This window comes from Shewanella atlantica, from assembly GCF_003966265.1.
Lineage (GTDB): Bacteria > Pseudomonadota > Gammaproteobacteria > Enterobacterales > Shewanellaceae > Shewanella > Shewanella atlantica.
In genome coordinates, this window is the sequence record NZ_RXNV01000002.1 from 163,009 (window position 1) to 180,890 (window position 17,882).

General features: G+C 42.9%; 14 protein-coding genes, 3 tRNA genes and 1 pseudogene. 13 read left to right on the plus strand and 5 right to left on the minus strand.

What is annotated here, in order from left to right:
- Positions 1–231 precede the first annotated feature (231 nt).
- From uvrY to rplY, 10 genes and pseudogenes are all read left to right on the plus strand, one after another.
- A complete protein-coding gene (gene uvrY, locus EKG39_RS05975; RefSeq protein WP_126504847.1) occupies positions 232–876 on the plus strand; it encodes a UvrY/SirA/GacA family response regulator transcription factor in 645 nt (214 codons plus the stop codon).
- Positions 877–936: 60 nt separating this feature from the next.
- Positions 937–2,766, plus strand: a complete 1,830-nt coding sequence (gene uvrC, locus EKG39_RS05980; RefSeq protein WP_126504848.1) for an excinuclease ABC subunit UvrC — start codon at positions 937–939, stop codon at positions 2,764–2,766.
- A gap of 47 nt (positions 2,767–2,813) precedes the next feature.
- Positions 2,814–3,371, plus strand: a complete 558-nt coding sequence (gene pgsA / locus EKG39_RS05985; RefSeq protein WP_126504849.1) for a CDP-diacylglycerol--glycerol-3-phosphate 3-phosphatidyltransferase — start codon at positions 2,814–2,816, stop codon at positions 3,369–3,371.
- Between the two features lie 141 nt (positions 3,372–3,512).
- Positions 3,513–3,588 (plus strand) — tRNA-Gly (locus EKG39_RS05990).
- 182 nt (positions 3,589–3,770) lie between these two features.
- Positions 3,771–3,844: transfer RNA gene (locus tag EKG39_RS05995), tRNA-Cys, on the plus strand.
- 85 nt (positions 3,845–3,929) lie between these two features.
- A tRNA-Leu gene (locus tag EKG39_RS06000) sits at positions 3,930–4,015 on the plus strand.
- Positions 4,016–4,628: 613 nt separating this feature from the next.
- Positions 4,629–5,215, plus strand: a pseudogene (locus tag EKG39_RS23735) (type II secretion system protein).
- A gap of 206 nt (positions 5,216–5,421) precedes the next feature.
- On the plus strand, positions 5,422–6,819 hold the full coding sequence (locus EKG39_RS06010; protein WP_126504850.1) for a L,D-transpeptidase family protein: 1,398 nt from the start codon (positions 5,422–5,424) through the stop codon (positions 6,817–6,819).
- A 110-nt stretch (positions 6,820–6,929) separates the two neighbouring features.
- The gene (mepK, locus tag EKG39_RS06015) at positions 6,930–7,478 is read left to right on the plus strand and encodes a peptidoglycan L,D-endopeptidase MepK (RefSeq protein ID WP_126504851.1); all 549 of its coding nucleotides are present in this window, start codon (positions 6,930–6,932) and stop codon (positions 7,476–7,478) included.
- 143 nt (positions 7,479–7,621) lie between these two features.
- The gene (gene rplY, locus EKG39_RS06020) at positions 7,622–7,909 is read left to right on the plus strand and encodes a 50S ribosomal protein L25 (protein WP_126504852.1); all 288 of its coding nucleotides are present in this window, start codon (positions 7,622–7,624) and stop codon (positions 7,907–7,909) included.
- Positions 7,910–8,004: 95 nt separating this feature from the next.
- On the opposite strand, the gene EKG39_RS06025 is transcribed toward rplY, so the two are convergent.
- The 4 genes from EKG39_RS06025 to sodB all read right to left on the minus strand — a co-directional run bounded on the left by EKG39_RS06025 (position 8,005) and on the right by sodB (position 13,626).
- On the minus strand, positions 8,005–9,525 hold the full coding sequence (locus EKG39_RS06025; protein ID WP_126504853.1) for a SpoVR family protein: 1,521 nt from the start codon (positions 9,523–9,525) through the stop codon (positions 8,005–8,007).
- A gap of 9 nt (positions 9,526–9,534) precedes the next feature.
- Entirely contained in the window at positions 9,535–10,803 is a 1,269-nt protein-coding gene (locus EKG39_RS06030) for a YeaH/YhbH family protein (protein ID WP_126504854.1), read from the minus strand.
- A gap of 53 nt (positions 10,804–10,856) precedes the next feature.
- A complete protein-coding gene (locus EKG39_RS06035; RefSeq protein ID WP_126504855.1) occupies positions 10,857–12,791 on the minus strand; it encodes a PrkA family serine protein kinase in 1,935 nt (644 codons plus the stop codon).
- Between the two features lie 253 nt (positions 12,792–13,044).
- Complete coding sequence (gene sodB, locus EKG39_RS06040; protein WP_126504856.1) at positions 13,045–13,626, minus strand: superoxide dismutase [Fe]; 582 nt, start codon at positions 13,624–13,626, stop codon at positions 13,045–13,047.
- A gap of 351 nt (positions 13,627–13,977) precedes the next feature.
- On the opposite strand from sodB, the gene grxD reads away from it, so the two are divergent.
- Complete coding sequence (grxD, locus tag EKG39_RS06045) at positions 13,978–14,325, plus strand: Grx4 family monothiol glutaredoxin (protein ID WP_126504857.1); 348 nt, start codon at positions 13,978–13,980, stop codon at positions 14,323–14,325.
- 148 nt (positions 14,326–14,473) lie between these two features.
- On the opposite strand, the gene EKG39_RS06050 is transcribed toward grxD, so the two are convergent.
- Positions 14,474–15,700: a uracil-xanthine permease family protein gene (locus tag EKG39_RS06050; RefSeq protein ID WP_126504858.1), complete on the minus strand. Its 1,227-nt coding sequence runs from the start codon at positions 15,698–15,700 to the stop codon at positions 14,474–14,476.
- A 258-nt stretch (positions 15,701–15,958) separates the two neighbouring features.
- Here EKG39_RS06050 and EKG39_RS06055 point away from each other — a divergent pair, with 258 nt between their 5' ends.
- Both EKG39_RS06055 and hda read left to right on the plus strand, forming a co-directional pair.
- A complete protein-coding gene (locus EKG39_RS06055) occupies positions 15,959–17,005 on the plus strand; it encodes a DUF2066 domain-containing protein (protein WP_246028420.1) in 1,047 nt (348 codons plus the stop codon).
- Between the two features lie 83 nt (positions 17,006–17,088).
- The gene (gene hda / locus EKG39_RS06060) at positions 17,089–17,799 is read left to right on the plus strand and encodes a DnaA inactivator Hda (protein WP_126504860.1); all 711 of its coding nucleotides are present in this window, start codon (positions 17,089–17,091) and stop codon (positions 17,797–17,799) included.
- Positions 17,800–17,882 lie beyond the last annotated feature (83 nt).

Sequence of the window (17,882 nt, forward strand, 5' to 3'; positions counted from 1 at the left end):
AATATCGGTAGATGGAAAATCATACACTCCAACAAGATAGGAACTAAATGTGCAAGAATTTGTTCTTTGGCGGTTAGCTGTCAATAGTTTTTTGCAATAGTTTACTTAAAATTCATTATGTTACATTATTATAAATAGCGCTTTCCTATTGGTCTCTAATGGGCTAAATTACCAGTAAATAAGATTGTGAATCGAATTGATTCATCGCTCTACTTTTAAGGTAAATATCAGTTGATTTCAGTATATTTGGTCGATGATCATGAGTTAGTTCGAACGGGGATCCGTCGTATCCTTGAAGATGAACGTGGTTTAAAAGTGGTAGGTGAAGCTGGAGATGGTGAAACAGCTGTTCAGTGGAGCCGTGGTAACGAAGCCGATGTTATCTTGATGGATATGAATATGCCAGGTATCGGCGGTCTGGAAGCAACTCGAAAAATATTGCGTTATCAACCTCACGCTAAAATTATTGTGTTGACTATCCATACCGAAGATCCGTTTCCTACAAAAGTAATGCAAGCCGGAGCATCTGGCTATCTGACAAAGGGGGCCACACCTCCGGAAGTGCTTCAAGCTATCCGCCAGGTCGCTCATGGACAAAGATATCTTTCACCTGAAATAGCACAACAGATGGCGCTAAGTCAGTTTAATCAATCGGAAGAAAATCCTTTTAAGGCCCTTTCGGAGCGTGAGTTGCAGATCATGATGATGATCACCAGTGGCGAGAAGGTTAATGAGATCTCCGAGCAGTTAAACTTAAGCCCAAAAACGGTAAATAGTTATCGATATCGATTGTTTGCAAAACTTGGTATCAGTGGAGATGTAGAACTGACTCGGCTGGCCATTCGTTATAAAATGTTGGATACAGGTCAGTTTTAATCGACACCATATTTGAACATCATACTTAAATACTTTATTTAAACACTTTACTTGAACATTATGCCCTCTACGTTTGATTCAAAGTTGTTTCTGAAAACAGTTTCCTCATCGCCGGGCGTGTACCGGATGTATGATGACGAGGGGACTGTTATCTATGTCGGTAAGGCTAAAGATTTAAAGAAACGACTGACTTCCTATTTTCGTGCCAATTTACCGAATGTAAAAACTCAGGCGCTAGTTTCTCATATCGCCAATATTGATGTCACCGTTACCCACAGCGAAACCGATGCCCTTATTCTTGAAAATGACTATATCAAGCAGTATATGCCGAGGTATAACGTTCTGCTTCGAGATGATAAATCATACCCATATATATTATTAAGCGATCATAAGCATCCTAGGCTGTCGTATCATCGCGGCCCTAAAAGGGATAAAGGCACTTATTTTGGTCCTTACCCAAACGGTGGTGCGGTGAGGGAGAGCCTTCACTTATTGCAAAAAATCTTCCCCATTCGTCAGTGTGATGACCTCTATTATAAATCTCGGTCGCGTCCCTGTTTGCAATATCAAATAGGTCGATGTAGTGCTCCCTGTGTTAATAAAGTCAGTGATGATGAGTATGCTGTTCAAGTTAAGCTGGCGAGTCTGTTCCTCAAAGGAAAAGATCTGCAAGTTATGACCGAACTGGTTTCGAAGATGGAGGCATCTGCACTGGCCCTGGAATATGAGCAGGCGGCGAGTTACAGGGACCAAATAGCTGCCTTAAGAAGGGTGGCAGAACAGCAAGAGGTGTCAAACACCTCCGGCGATATGGATGTGATTGGTGCTTACTATGCCTCCGGTGTCGCTTGTTTTCATCTATTGTTCATTCGGGATGGTAAAATATTTGGTAGCAGAAGTTATTACCCAAGCGTCCCTGCCAAAACTGAACTAGATGAAGTGCTGAGTGCATTTATGATTCAGTTTTATCTCAACTCAGATAGTCAGCGGACCGTCCCAAAAGAAATATTATTAAGCCACAGTTTTGATGATTTGCCTGAGTTGGAGAGGGCAATACAGACAGCACTCGAGAAGAAAGTAGAGATTAAAACCAGTGTCCGCAGTGAAAGAGCCAACTTTCTACGGCTAGCGGTGACTAATGCAACAAATGCGGTGAATACCCGTTTATCCCATAAGAATACGGTAGAACAACGTTTCTTGTTACTTGAAGAGGCGTTGGAAGTGTCAACATTGATCCAACGGATGGAATGTTTCGACATCAGCCATACCATGGGCGAGAGTACCGTTGCCTCCTGTGTCGTATTTAATCGAGAGGGGCCCAGCAAAGCGGATTATCGGCGCTACAATATCAATGGGATCACGCCGGGTGATGACTACGCCGCAATGAAACAGGCGATAACGAGACGATTTGATAAAATTGATAAGAGTGGCAAAATTCCGGATGTGCTATTCATCGATGGTGGTACGGGCCAATTACGTATCGCACAAAAAATTGTCGATGAAAAATTTGTCGATATAGACAAGACACCAATGCTGATTGGTGTTGCGAAAGGTGAAGGAAGAAAACCTGGATTAGAGACACTGACACATGGTGAAAATGAGCAATCTTTCACCATCTCGGCCGACTCAGGAGCATTACACCTTATTCAGCATATTCGCGATGAGTCACATCGTTTTGCCATTACCGGCCACAGAAATAAGCGTCAGAAAACAAGAAATACATCCACCTTAGAGTCAATTGCCGGAGTCGGGCCTAAACGTCGTAAAGCGCTTTTGCAATATTTAGGTGGTATACAGGAAGTTAAGGGGGCAAGTGTGGCAGAACTGGCAAAAGTGCCCGGTATTAGTTTAGAAATGGCACAAACGATACATGATTCATTGCGAGGCTAGTAAAATTAAGGCAAGATTGTCGCTGCTTTTAAACTATTGGTTTTCTCATGCCGTTTAATATACCTATAGCGTTAACTCTTTTCAGGTTGTTTTTACTGCCTGTTTTCGTGGTTATTTTTTATTTACCATACTCATGGGCTCCTTTTGTTGCAGCTTTCGTCTTCTGGCTCGCCGCAGTTACCGATGCTCTCGATGGTTATGCAGCACGGAAGCTAAAGCAATCGACACGCTTTGGTGCCTTCTTAGATCCGGTTGCTGATAAGATTATGGTAACAACAGCCCTCGTATTACTCGTGGCTGACTATAATAATGTTTGGCTAACACTACCTGCACTCTTTATGATTGGTAGAGAAATTGTCATTTCGGCATTGAGAGAATGGATGGCTGAAATTGGTAAGCGGGGCGCAGTTGCCGTTTCCTGGATTGGAAAGTATAAGACCGCAGCCCAGATGATTGCGATCATTGGTTTGATTTGGAAACCGAATGACTTTTTAACTTACGCCGCTTTTGGGTTGTTTTACGTGGCTACAGTACTGACTTTCTGGTCCATGATGAGTTACATTCTTGCCGCTTGGGGCGATCTTACTGCTGAATCGGATAATTAAAATGCAATGAGACTATTTAGTGTGCAAGCAGTCATTTATCATCAAATATGCGATTGACTCTTGTGCCTAAATCGGTAGAATGCCATTTCGCAGTCAGGGGAAAGCAGCAATGCAAATCACTTACTGCAAATAGTTTGATAAGCGACATTAGCTCAGTTGGTAGAGCGATACCTTGCCAAGGTATAGGTCATCGGTTCGAACCCGATATGTCGCTCCAAATTCTCTTTTGAGAATCGCGACATTAGCTCAGTTGACTCTTTATTTAAATCAACTGCGCGATACCTAGTTATAGGATATCGGTGATTTGTTTCGAACCCGATATGTCGCTCCAAATTCTCTTTTGACTAACTTACTTAGTAAGTGAAGTTGATTTAATCTTCTTTTGAAGATAATAAATATGGCGCGATGGCAGAATGGCTATGCTGCGGATTGCAAATCCGTCGATCTCGGTTCGACTCCGGGTCGCGCCTCCATATTCGATTATGATGAGTTTGTTTCTTTAATCAGGGCAAACAGTATTAACTACCGATAATACGTATCATCAAAGTCAACGAGTTTGCCCGAGTGGTGGAATCGGTAGACACAAGGGATTTAAAATCCCTCGCTGAATAAGCGTGCCGGTTCAAGTCCGGCCTCGGGTACCATTACAATGAAGCCTCGACATTAGTCGGGGCTTTTTTGTATCTGATGAATAATGAATTTGGCGGTATAGATTTAAAATCCCTCGCGCCGTTGAAATACACGTGCCAGTTCAAGTCCGGCCTCGGGTACCATCATTCAAGCCCTGACTTACGTCAGGGCTTTTTTGTATCCCCAAAATGCTGAATAAAAGATTAACATCCCTCGCACTCTTAATAATGCACGGCCAATTCAAATGCGGCCTCGGGTACCATCAATTCTCATTAGAGATTGAGCAATAGGCCCTGACTTACGTTAGGGCTTTTTTGTATCTGAATTTCGGCAAATAAGGGTAGAGGATAAAATCCCTCTCGAAATGATATACACATACCGGTTCATTCTTGATGACCATCAGGGCTGGAACTTTGGGCCAGAAGTGACAGCCCCAAATGTAGCACTTGTCTTGGGGTTGTTTCTTTTGTTGGTTGTTAATGTTGATTAACGTCTCTTCTTTAGGGTTTAGCGGATGTCAAGTGATACTGTATGGGGTATTCATCTGTTTTTCGTGACGATAAAAGAATCATGAGTATATAATGCATATCTAGTTGGTTATGAACGTGATTAAAGGTAGTAGCGGTAATTAAGTACACCATTTCTAAGGGCTTTACTCTGATAGAGCTAGTTGTCGTGATTATCATTTTAGGGATCTTATCTGTTGTGGCGCTGCCTAAGTTTATGAATTTGGGGCAAGATGCACATGACTCGGCGGCTAAAGGTGCATTTGGCGCATTCAGTTCCGGCGTGAGTCTGTATCACAGCTGTTGGGCCGCATCGGGAGCCACTGCTCGGGTTGAAGACTTGGCTTGTTATGGCGACGGAACCGTAGATTCCAGTAAAACGGGTTAACCCTTTAGCACGAAAAACGGTGGCGATGGCACTGTATTAAACGGAGATAATTGCAGGCAGATTTGGACAGGTCTAATGGAAGGCGATGAGTACGTGCTAAGAAATCTGGGGGCGACTTTGGCCCGGAAACAGATATCGTCTATTGGTATGCTGGTGGTCAGTTATATAAAGGTGATGGTACGCCGAATGAGTCTACCTATTGCTTTTATGATTACATCTCCGACAATCGCTCTAAAGTAGAGCATTGGCAGTTTAGATACGTGCCAAGTACTGGTAATACCTTGATCACCAGGGCGACTCAAAGTAAAAAAGCACCTTGATTTTTCTTTTGAACATTCGTAGTCGATGAACATATGTACTGCAGTTTTGCTCTTCATCGGCTTTCAAATTTATATAATCGACTTATTCCGTTTCAAATCTCTTCAGTGTATTAGCCTCGCATGCATAAATATTTGCCATACTTGTAAGTACTACATGGAAATTGGTGAATGACTTTTCCTTGTGATTGAGAACATGGAGGAGAGTTATGCCGCTAAGAAATCTTGTTTACTTGATATGTACCGGCTTTTTATTGGCCTTGTATTATGGTCCTGCCGCCGCGATGGACAGGGCTGATGCCGGATTAAACTCATTACGTTACCAACTACAACTAGTCAACTTAGTTAGGCCAAGTGAACACTCTGAAGATGCTTACCATCTATTACATAGCGGGACTCTACAGGAGAAACTCGGTAGCGCCGAAGGTATTCAAGCAGATTTAAAACATTTTTGGCAAACTAAAAATATTCCTAATAATATCAATAGGGTCAAAGCTACAGACGACCTTTACCTACGTGCCACTGCTTTAGAACCTACTTCGAGCGATTATCTTCCTGTTAGCAATAGGCTACGTTACCTGTTATGGCTAAGTGAGCATTATCCCTGGAAGCCACTTGTTATTGGCGGATGGCTGAAAGAGGGCGATTATCATAAATCAATACCTGAGATCAGTTTTCGGCTCAATATGCTTGGCGATTTAGATAGCTACGACAGTAACAACAAGCAACTCAACCGAACACTTGTAACGAGTTTGCTGAGTTTCCAGCGACGACATGGTTTAAAACAAGATGCAGTAATAGGGCCGGAAACCCTAAGATGGTTAAACACGTCGCCAAAGAATCGAGCGCGTTTATTAGCAAATAATTTCTTAAAAAAATCCAGTTACTTAGCCTCATTGGATAAACGTTTTTTACTGATTAATATTCCTGCATTTGAGATGGTACTCGTTGACCGTGATGAGATACAGCTTAAATCCAGAGTCATCGTTGGTAAACCTTATCGCCAGACCCCCATGTTAAGCAGTCAAATATCAAATGTTGTACTCAACCCTAGTTGGCGGGTCCCCAGGCGTCTGTTGTGGCGAGACCTATTACCTAAGGTCAGAGAGGATGGTAGCTATATAACTCAACGTAATTTCGATGTGTTCAATTCTGAAGGGGTAATAATTGAGAAAAGCCCTGAAGAGTGGCAAGAGTTAGCACGAGGTCGCTTCCCGTATCGTTTGGTACAGAGGCCGGGTGAAGGGAATACATTAGGCCGTTACAAATTTTTCTTTGCCAATGAATATAATGTTTATCTGCATGACACCGAGGATAAGTCTCTGTTTGAGGAATCAAACCGGGCACTGTCATCGGGGTGTATTCGAATCGAAAATGTAGAGAGCCTGGCTAATTGGATGGCATCGAATTTAGTCAGGGATAAGCAAACTTGGGTGGATATGCAAGTTGAGAGGCAGAAGACACAATGGTTCGCTCTCGATAACTCTTTGGCCGTTCATTTAGTGTACTGGACCGCATGGATCGACAGTGAAGGGAACTCACAATTTAGAAATGATATTTATAACCAAAATTCAACGGGTAACCTTGCATTAATCGAAAAACGATAATTCATAGCACATTAAATAGTCGTTACAGTCTCTCTCGTTCACTTGATTTCACTGGCAATAACGTTTAGTTTATTGGCATTCGTGATTAAAAAGTATACAGCGGTGGTAGTGTGTCAATAGTATGTCCAGCCCGTAGGCAGTTGTTGTTAGGCCTTGGTGGCGTTGCAATGTTTTCAATGATCCCCACAAAAGTACAGGCAAGTCGATCGACTACAGGAGTGCGAAGCTTAGGTTTTCGTAACTTACATACCGGGGAACGTGGGCAAGGAAGCTATTGGATAGATGGAAGTTACCAAAGTGGTATCTTATCGGATTTCAGTCATATTTTAAGAGACCATAGGCGCAATGAGTCAGCCCCTATGGACAAACGATTATATGACCTCCTGTTTAAGTTAAAAGAGTCGTTAAATGTGGAACAAGACTTCAATGTTATCTCCGGATATCGTTCGCCTAAAACCAATGCTATGTTAGCCTCAAAAAGTAATGGTGTTGCGAAAAAGAGTTACCACATGAAGGGAATGGCAATGGATATAGCGATCCCTGACGTAAATTTGAGCCATCTACGTGAAGCTGCCATTGAGCTAAAGTTAGGTGGAGTAGGGTATTACCCTCAATCAGGTTTTATTCATGTAGATACCGGTCCTGTTCGTACCTGGTAGATTGTGGCGGGCGTCTCTTATCTTAGTAATAAGTTCTTTGTTAGCTGGTGCGTCCTGTGTTAGAATGTGCCCGCTTTAAAAAGAGTCTTCGTTGGTCGAAAACGGGGACAATCTGAAATTTATTATATTTAAGTGAGAAAACTATGTCTTACACTATCGCTGCTGAAATCCGCACTGAAATCGGGAAAGGTTCGAGCCGCCGCCTACGTCATGCGAATAAAGTTCCTGCTGTTATCTATGGTGCTGGTAAAGAGCCTATCTCTATCAAGTTTGACCATAAAGATATCATCAACCTACAAGAAAATGCTGACTTCTACTCAAGCGACCTAACTATCACTGTTGATGGTAAAGACGTTAAAGTTCGCGTGCAGGCAATGCAGCGTCACGCATTCAAGCCTCTTATTGAGCACATCGATTTCAAATTCGCATAACTTGCGACATTGAAATTTAAAAGCGCCTATTGGCGCTTTTTTTATATCTATAACTAATATCAGATCCAGAAAGTCAGGATTTATACCAATCGGTATTACTCCTCTGTTTGTTTATCCGGGCAAGAGGCAATGATACTTTGCACTCCCTCTTCGTTAGACTCTTCGAGCCTTACATCAAAGCCCCAGAGTCTATGTAGATGCTTGACGACTTCATGACAACTCTTGGCAAGCGGGATTCTGTGAGTCGGTACATATCTTAATGTTAAAGATCGGTCTCCGGTGATATCCACCTTTTGAACTTGAATGTTAGGCTCAATATTCGAAAGGTTATATTGCTGCGACAACATCTGACGGATATCTTTATACCCTTGTTCATCATGAATGGCCGAGACTGACAGGTAATTTTTCTTGTCGTCGTCAAGAATGCCAAATAGCTTGAACTGCCTGATGATGGTAGGCGAAAGGTATTGGCTGATGAAGCTCTCGTCTTTAAAGTTTTGCATTGCAAAGTGTAATGTTTCTAACCAATCACTGCCGGCAATATCAGGGAACCAGAGTTTGTCTTCTTCGGTAGGAGACTCACAAATTCTCCTTATATCCACGAACATATTAAAACCTAAGGCGTAAGGGTTTATTCCACTGTAGTAGGGGCTGTTGTAGCTAGGTTGTGCAATGACATTGGTATGATTTTGAAGAAACTCCATCATAAACCTGTCGGTGACGATGCCATCGTCATAGAGGTGGTTGAGAATAGTATAATGCCAGAAGGTAGCCCACCCCTCATTCATTACCTGAGTTTGCTTCTGAGGGTAAAAGTACTGACCCATTTTTCTTACTATCCGAACAATCTCTCTCTGCCAGGGCTCTAACAAAGGTGCATTCTTCTCAATAAAATAGAGAATGTTCTCCTGAGGTTCTTCCGGAAAGCTGAATGCTTCCTTTTCGATATCATCTTGAGGCGTTAAGGGAATGGTGCGCCATAGGTCGTTAACTTGGCTCTGTAGATATTCTTCCCTCTCTTTTTGTCTTAGTTGCTCCTCTTTGAATGATATTTCGCTTGGACGCTTATAGCGGTCGACGCCATAGTTCATTAATGCATGGCAGGAGTCGATGATAAGCTCGACTTGGTTAGTTCCATGAGTTTCCTCGCATTGACTGATGTAGTTTTTCGCAAAAACCAGATAGTCAATTATCGAGCTGGCGTCAGTCCAGGTTTTGAAGAGGTAATTATTTTTGAAGAAGCTATTGTGGCCGAAACTCGCATGGGCCATCACAAGGGCTTGCATTGTGATGGTATTCTCCTCCATAAGGTAAGCTATGCAGGGATCTGAGTTAATCACGATCTCATAGGCAAGGCCCATCTGACCTCGCTTATAGCTTTGTTCGGTTTCAATGAACTTTTTACCGAAGGACCAGTGGGTATAACCTATTGGCATACCAATGCCGGCATAAGCATCCATCATCTGCTCGGCTGTAATGACCTCTATCTGGTTTGGATAAGATTCAAGCTTATAGTGTGCAGCCACTCTTTCAATTTCAGTTAAATAGGACTGAAGTAGCTCGAAGTTCCAATCAGGCCCATCATCAAGTGGAGTTCTCTTTTTTTTAGCATCCATAGCGCCCCCTTAAACAGCTTGCTTCTTAAATAGTTCTCTAAATACCGGGTAAATATCTTCCGCTTGTTTAATATGCTGGACGGCGATGTTATCAAACGACTTTTGGAGGTTTTCATACTCCCGCCAGAGTGTTTGATGGGCGCGGTTAGTGATCTCTATGTAGCTAAAGTATCTCACTACCGGAAGCAGGTTCTTTTCAAGTATCTGTTTACATCCGGGAGAGTCATCAGCCCAATTGTCACCATCAGAAGCTTGTGCTGCATAGATATTCCATTCGCTTTCCGGGTAGCGCTCTTTCTGTATCTTATGCATGAGTTTTAATGCGCTGGAAACGATAGTGCCACCCGTTTCCTGAGAATAGAAAAACTCGTGCTCATCAACCTCCTTAGCTTGGGTGTGGTGGCGTATATAGACCACGTCGAGATTCTTATAGGTTCGGGTTAGGAAGAGGTAGAGAAGAATATAGAAACGTTTGGCCATATCCTTTGTCGCCTGGTCCATCGAGCCGGATACATCCATCAGACAGAACATGACAGCCTGACTAGAAGGGATTTCTCGTTTGGCGAAGTTGTTGTATCTGAGATCAAACGTATCGATAAAGGGAACTTTTTTTATCTTCTGCTTGAGTTCTTCTATCTGCTCCCTGAGAAGTAGAATTCTTTCCGCCTCTGCTCCGGGCGTATTTTCCAGCTCCTCAAGTTCTTTCTCCAGCAGACTAAGCTGGCCCTTTTTGGTGGAGGTCATTGCAATTCTGCGTGCTAATGATGAGCTCAGCGAGCGAACAATATTGATATTCGCCGGCACTCCATCATTGGTAAAGCCTGCACGATAAGTTTGGTATTCGACTAATTTGTTTAGGCGATTATTTTGTAAGTTGGGTAACTCCAGATCTTCAAATAACAGTTCAAGGTACTCATCTTTAGATATCTGGAAGACAAAATCATCTTGTCCTTCACCTGAGTCTGAAGCATCTCCCTGACCGGAACCCTGACCTCCGCCAGAAGGTGGCCGCTCGATTTTATCTCCTCGGGTAAATTGATCATTGCCAGGGTGGATCCGCTCCTTTACTCCTCCTTGTCCTTGATGAAAGGAAGGTTCACTAATGTCTTTCGTCGGGATCCCGATTTTTTCACCCTTATCAACATCAGTAACACTGCGTCGAGTGACAGCGTCACTCACAGCTTTTTTTATCTGCTGCTTGTATCTGTTGATAAATCGTTGACGATTAACCGTGCTTTTTCCCTTAGCATTGAGTCGTCTATCTATGAAATTCGCCATGCGCACCTCCCAAGTCATTGTAGGGAGCAGTTTATGCTCCCTGAATGTCTATTTTAAGAAGACTTTCTTACTCTCAGGTACCATTCTGAAAGTAATCTGACTTGCTTTTTGGTGTAGCCTTTTTCCATCATTCGATTCACAAAGTCATCATGTTTTCGCTGATCATCGGTTGATGTTTTGGCATTAAATGAGATGACCGGCAGAAGATCTTCTGTATTGGAAAACATCTTCTTCTCAATAACCGTACGCAGCTTTTCATAGCTCGTCCATAATGGATTTGAACCTTCATTGTTGGCGCGAGCTCTGAGTACAAAGTTAACAATCTCATTTCTGAAGTCTTTAGGGTTACTGATCCCGGCAGGCTTTTCAATTTTCTCGAGTTCTGCATTAAGGGCCGAACGGTCGAACAGTTGCCCCGTTTCCGGATCACGATACTCTTGATCCTGAATCCAGAAGTCGGCGTAGGTGACATAGCGGTCAAAAATATTTTGCCCGTATTCTGAATATGACTCCAAATAGGCCGTCTGTATCTCTTTACCTATAAACTCAACATATTTTGGTATTAAGTAGCCTTTCAGAGACTCTAAGTAGCGTTCGGCAAGTTCAGTCGGGAACTGCTCCTGCTCAATTTGTCGCTCCAGTACATAGAAAAGGTGTACCGGATTCGCTGCAATTTCACTATGATCGAAGTTAAACACCTTAGATAAGATCTTAAAGGCGAATCGGGTCGATAGGCCATGCATTCCCTCATCAACTCCGGCGTAATCACGGTATTCCTGGTATGATTTTGCTTTAGGATCTGTGTCTTTTAGACTCTCACCATCATAGACGCGCATTTTTGAAAAGATTGAGGAGTTCTCCGGTGCTATCACGCGTGACAGTACACTAAACTGAGCGAGAGTTTCTAGCGTGCCGGGAGCACAAGGTGCTTGTGATAGTTCTGAATTGGCTAACAATTTATTATAGATCTGGATCTCTTCGGAAACCCTTAAGCAGTATGGAACCTTTACGATATATACCCTGTCCAGAAATGCTTCATTGGTTTTGTTATTTCTAAAGGTCGTCCACTCAGACTCATTCGAGTGCGCGAGAATAATGCCGTTATAGGGGAGGGCTGACAGGCCTTCGGTGCCGTTATAATTCCCTTCCTGAGTCGCTGTTAATAGTGGGTGCAGTACTTTGATAGGTGCTTTAAACATCTCCACGAACTCCATCAAGCCCTGATTTGCGCGACATAATGCGCCGGAGTAGGAGTAAGCATCTGCATCATTTTGAGCAAAATGTTCTAGTTGTCTGATATCAACCTTACCAACCAAGGCTGAGATGTCCTGATTGTTTTCATCTCCCGGCTCTGTTTTAGCGATGGCCATCTGATCCAAAATAGAGGGGTATACTTTTACAACTTTAAATTTAGATATGTCCCCGCCGTATTCGTGTAAACGCTTCACCGCCCATGGAGACATGATTGATTTAAGGTAGCGGGACGGAATGTTATATTCACTCTCTAATAGTCCACTGTCCTCCTCAGGGTTGAATAGGCAAAATGGATGATCATTTACCGGGCTTCTATCCCCATTGGCACTTAACACATAGACAGGAACTTTTTGCATCAAGGCTTTTAATTTCTCTGCGAGCGATGATTTACCGCCACCGACAGGACCCAATAAATAGAGGATCTGCTTCGATTCTTCAAGACCCTGGGCCGAATGTTTGAGGTAGGCGACTATCTGTTCGATAGACTCTTCCATACCATAAAAATCTTTAAATTCCGGGAACCGGGAAATTAACCGATTAGAGAAAATTCGACTGAGTATTGGATCTTTCGATGTATCAACGACTTCAGGTTCACCGATTGCAATCAGTAACCTTTCGGCAGCCGATGCATAGGCTGATCGATCCTTCTTACAGATCTCCAAAAATTCCTGTAATGAATATTCCTCATCGAGCTTTTTTTCGTAGCGCTGTTGGTAATGCTCAAATATGCCCATTTTCCACCCCCTGAAACGCCTAAATTAGATGAAAGCGATAACTGAAAACCAGTCTCCTAGTATTAATCTTAGACCTAATAACTGAAATTAGTATTAAAAAAATCAAATGAAAACAATGAGAAACAGTTGCAAATGCAACAGTTGCAACTGTGAGCTAGGGTGGTTTTATATAGAGTATTACCAAAGGAGTATAAAAAAGGAGCTTGAAAAGCTCCTTCGTTTTATGGTTTAAAAACCGGCTGGAAATAATTTTTTAGCTAAAATTTTGATTCACAAAGTCCCAGTTAACCAGCTCCCAATAATGTGCGAGGTAATCGGGGCGAACATTGCGATAATCGATATAATACGCATGCTCCCAAACATCCACAGTCATAATTGGTGTCACGCTGTCATCGGTTAACGGCGTTGCTGCGTTGCTCGTATTAACGATTGCCACAGAGCCGTCAGCATTCTTAACTAACCAGGTCCATGCACTACCAAAATTATTGACTGCAGCATCGGTGAATTTAGCTTTAAACGCCTCAAAAGAACCAAATGCTTCATCTATAGCTTTTGCTACTGCGCCTGTTGCGGCTCCACCGCCATTTGGAGACAAACAGTTCCAATAGAAGGTGTGATTCCAGATTTGAGCTGCGTTGTTAAAAATGCCTCCGGTAGATGACTTAATGATCTCTTCAAGACTCTTTTCGGCCAGCTCAGTGCCTTCTACAAGGCCATTTAGTTTTACAACGTAGGTATTGTGATGCTTACCATAATGGTATTCGATGGTTTCCTGAGAAATATGAGGTTCAAGTGCGTTTTTTGGATACGGTAATGCGGGTAATTCAAAAGCCATTGCGATTCTCCACTCATCAATAGTTGTAATATTTTGCTTCTAGCGTTGATTCTATTTGAAAATGCCATTAAGAGTATGATTAATTTTACGATTATAGCAATCTATAAAAACGGTTAACTGTATAATGGACGCATTCAATCTCCCCAATTGCCATTTTTCCAGGGTTTTATTGAGGAGCCCTGCTGAATTTGATGCTGCAATTAAGTGTTCTTTTCAAGTTTTGCATGCTAGTTGACACCTTATTAAGAGGAATCGTTAAAACCCTACTAAAAGTAGGTTTTTGTTCTGGTTATACCTGAAGTACAATAGGGGAGTTTATTAATCATTGTATGCGTAAGTTAGGAATTAAAAATGGAAACAAACGAAACCGTAGCGAAAATCAAACAGCAGATCGCAGAGAATCCAATCATTGTTTACATGAAAGGTTCTCCTAAGTTACCTAGCTGTGGCTTCTCATCTCAAGTCGCTCAAATTATGATTAACTGTAATGCTCAATTTGCGTTTGTTGATATTTTACAACATCCCGATATCCGCTCAGAGCTACCTAAATATGCTAACTGGCCTACATTCCCACAACTTTGGGTTGAAGGTGAGTTGATCGGTGGCTGTGATATTCTAACTGAGATGTATCAAAAAGGTGAGCTTCAAACATTGATCACCGAAACTGCTGCAAAATATCCGTCAGAAGAGCAAGCGTAACCGCCTGATAAACAGTAACTTGTAGTCCCGTTGTATCGATGGCGGGCGATTATTGACTTATCTCAGAACGTGACAGATTTGACATAAAAAAAGCCTTTCTCCTGAAAGGCTTTTTTATTGCTTATCTGTTGGTGAATCACATCACGGCTTATGCCGTGACTTCCTCTTTAGGCATAGGCAGTAGTAAGTTCATTGTGATCGCCACGATACCGCAAAGGCTGATCCCCGTCAGACTGAATGAGCCAATGCCGAAGGCCATTCCGCCAATACCGAAGACCAAGGTCACACCCACAATACAGAGGTTTCTGGGTTCATTCAGGTCGACATTATTCTTAATCAGCGAATTTAAACCAACTGCGGCAATAGAACCAAACAGCAGGCACATGATACCGCCCATAACAGGGACTGGGATAGTTTGCATCAGTGCACCAAGTTTCCCGATAAAAGCCAGAACAATCGCAGTAATTGCAGTCCATGTCATGATCACAGGGTTAAACGCTTTAGTTAAGGTTACCGCCCCTGTCACCTCTGAATAAGTGGTATTTGGTGGTCCACCGAAGGCTGAAGCGGCGATCGTGGCTACGCCATCGCCGGCGAGTGTGCGATGAAGCCCGGGTTTTTTCAGAAAGTCTTTGCCGGTTACATTGGAGATGGCAAGAATATCACCAATATGCTCGACAGCGGGTGCGATGGCCACAGGTATCATGAATGCGATGGCATGCCAGTTAAATTCCGGGGCAACAAATTTTGGCATAGAAATCCAACTTGCCGTCGCTACGGGACTGAAATCGATAATCCCGAAACTCAAACTCAGTCCATAGCCTACAATTATCCCAGCGAGAATGGGCATTAATTTGACAATGCCTTTAGCAAAAATGGCAATACTCACCGTTGTTAATAGCGCCGATAGTGAGATTATTAGGGCGGTATTTTGCTCTACAAGTACCAGACTGCCATCGCCACTTTTTCCGAGTGCCATATTTACGGCAACTGGTGCCAGTCCTAGTCCGATAACGATAATTACCGGTCCGACAACGACAGGAGGCAGTAATCGTTTAATAAAATTATCACCTCTTAGTTTTATTAAACTGGCTAGGGCTATATACACTGCACCCGCAGCCATCAGCCCGCCCATGGTGGAGGGGATCCCCCAGGTTTGAACTCCATACATTATAGGGGCAATAAAGGCGAAAGATGAAGCCAGGAATATCGGTATTTGGCGTTTTGTTATTAACTGAAATAACAGGGTTCCTATACCTGCGGTGAATAAAGCGACATTGGTATCCAGGCCTGTGAGTAGAGGCATTAAGACCAATGCACCAAAAGCAACAAACAGCATTTGCGCCCCTTGTAGGGCAAGTGCAATATTTTTCATTATTATTCTCTTATAGGGTAAACCTGCTAATGTTACCAGTATGATGAATGTTTGGTAGCGGCAGACGTCACTGTTTGCCGATTATGTATGCAATTTATCAATGTTTTACGCTTTTCCATCATGATTAAGTGAATTCAGATGATAGAGAAGTTGTGGTACAATTTTGATAATTCGTTTTTTTTAGAACAGTAGAACATGCTGAAAACCTTATTAAACTCTTCTCTCCTATTTGCCAGTTGTTTGTTATTACAAGTAAACATGGCTAATGCTGCCGAGGTTTCTAAACTTGATGAAAGTCTAGTGCCCGTCGACTCTCGTTCTGCTGCAGAGCGGAAACAAGCCATCTCAGTGGGTCTGAAGAGCGTCATATTAAAAAATTCAGGCTCGAACTCGACGCTGGCACATCCAAGTATTGCAGCTATGGTGAAACAACCGACGGCACTAATCAGCCAGTTTGGATATCAAGAGCTTGATGGAGAGCTCTACCTTCAAGTCAGTTTTGACCATAAACGCGTCATCCGCCTATTGAGAGAAGCAAAGCAGCCTGTATGGGGTAAGCAAAGGCCACTGACATTAGTCTGGGTTGTGGAAGAACTTCCTGGCGAGAGAGTTATTGTTAATGATGGCTCTTTATTAGAGAGCCGTAGTTTATTTCAAGTAGAATCAGAAGCTAAGGGAGTGCCGCTGTTATTTCCGTTAATGGATCTCGATGATAATATGAAAGTCTCGGCGAATGATATTCGCGGGATGTTTGCCGAGCAAGTTGACGGCGCGTCTCAGCGTTATCAAGCAGATTATTTTGTGATGGCTTCGATCGATACGACCGCTTCACCCTTGAAATACAATTTGGCTCTATATCCGGTAGGGAAGGGGGAGCCTATGCATACTCCCTTGGTGAGTAAGCGTGATGTGGTTGGTGATATCAATGCGGCAGTGACAGAGATAATATCCACTGTGAGTGAATATTATGTTGGCCGTTATGCTATTGCCGATACCGGAGCCGAAATAGACAGTTATGTTGATTTTATCGACATCACAGATATGAAGCAGTTAGTCTCAATTGAGAAGTATTTAAAACAGTTGAGTGCCGTAAAGTCTGTACAGCTTACCCAGTTAAATGGGTCTAGGGCGCGATATACCCTAGAACTTTTTGGAACCGAAGAGGATCTTCATCGTTTGATGAATTTAGAACCGAGAGTTCATCCACAAGAGCGCTTAGATATCGATCCCTTTAATAGAGTACAGGGCTCAGATCCTTTTACTTCCGAAGAGAGCGTCGGCATAGAATATCGCTGGCAAGGATAGGTCATTCAAATTCATGGATACTCATGTTAAAATGGGTATCTAAGTTACATCGCGTTAAATTAGAGAAGTAGAGATATATCTGAGTGAAATCAAACTCACCTTTACAACTATCATTACCGGTACACCTGCCTGATGATGAAACATTTAATAGTTATTATCCAGCAGCGGGTAATGACGAACTAATTCAAAGCCTGCAAGCCTGTGCCGAAGGACGGGCAGATAGAAGCGTTTTCTTATGGGGACCGGTCAAGTCGGGTAGAACACACCTTATGCATGCAGCCTGTGCTCATGCAAATGATCTGGAGCGAAGTAGCTTTTATCTACCATTAGGAATTCATGCGAGCATATCGCCTGTGCTTCTGGAAGGTCTGGAGCAGCTCGATCTTATCTGTATTGACGATGTCGATGCCATTGCGGGTCACCCTCTCTGGGAAGAGGCTATTTTTGATCTTTATAATCGCGTTTTAGAGCACGATAATTGTTCCCTGATTGTTAGTGCGAGCGTTTCCCCAACTGACTCAGGTTTTGCTCTGCCCGATCTAGTATCTCGTATGCAGTGGGGCTTGAATTATCAATTGCAGCCCATGGCCGATGATGAGAAGTTAGCCGCATTACAACGACGGGCTGCAATGCGTGGATTACAGTTACCCGAAGATGTAGGGCGTTTTCTCTTGAACCGTCTGGCAAGAGACTTAAGAACCTTGTTTGATGTGTTAGACAGGCTGGACAAAGACTCACTCGTTCATCAGCGAAAGTTAACTATCCCCTTCGTAAAAGAGATGCTCAGGCTGTAGCGCTTGCAAGTCATGCCTTCGTAGCTGAGCCTAGGCAGTTAGCGTAACTAGTTTTAAAGCGCGACTCACATTGAGTTGCGCTT